Origin of the sequence: Pseudonocardia alaniniphila, from assembly GCF_022524485.1 — a bacterium.
Classification (GTDB): domain Bacteria; phylum Actinomycetota; class Actinomycetes; order Mycobacteriales; family Pseudonocardiaceae; genus Pseudonocardia; species Pseudonocardia alaniniphila.
This window is the reverse complement of the sequence record NZ_JAKXMK010000111.1, coordinates 1-721: the sequence shown is the minus strand read 5'-3', so window position 1 is coordinate 721 and position 721 is coordinate 1. Positions and strand designations below refer to the sequence as shown.

General features: G+C 53.1%; 1 pseudogene. It reads left to right on the top strand.

Features of this window, described 5'->3' with window-relative positions:
- A pseudogene (locus tag MMF94_RS43210) lies at positions 1 to 579 on the top strand (IS5-like element IS5 family transposase); the annotation flags it as partial.
- Positions 580 to 721: the final 142 nt, after the last annotated feature.

Here is a 721-nt window from a genome sequence, read left to right as displayed (position 1 = left end):
ATGATGACTCAAGGCACCTTGGTCGATGCCACCATCATTGAGGCACCCAGCTCGACCAAGAACAAAGAGCAGCAACGCGATCCGGAGATGCATCAGACCAAGAAAGGCAATCAGTGGCACTTTGGCATGAAGGCCCACATTGGTGTCGATGCCAAGAGTGGCCTGACCCACAGCCTGGTCACCACCGCGGCCAACGAGCATGACCTCAATCAGCTGGGTAATCTGCTGCATGGAGAGGAGCAATTTGTCTCAGCCGATGCCGGCTACCAAGGGGCGCCACAGCGCGAGGAGCTGGCCGAGGTGGATGTGGACTGGCTGATCGCCGAGCGCCCCGGCAAGGTAAGAACCTTGAAACAGCATCCACGCAAGAACAAAACGGCCATCAACATCGAATACATGAAAGCCAGCATCCGGGCCAGGGTGGAGCACCCATTTCGCATCATCAAGCGACAGTTCGGCTTCGTGAAAGCCAGATACAAGGGGTTGCTGAAAAACGATAACCAACTGGCGATGTTATTCACGCTGGCCAACCTGTTTCGGGCGGACCAAATGATACGTCAGTGGGAGAGATCTCACTAAAAACTGGGGATAACGCCTTAAATGGCGAAGAAACGGTCTAAATAGGCTGATTCAAGGCATTTACGGGAGAAAAAATCGGCTCAAACATGAAGAAATGAAATGACTGAGTCAGCCGAGAAGAATTTCCCCGCTTATTCGCACC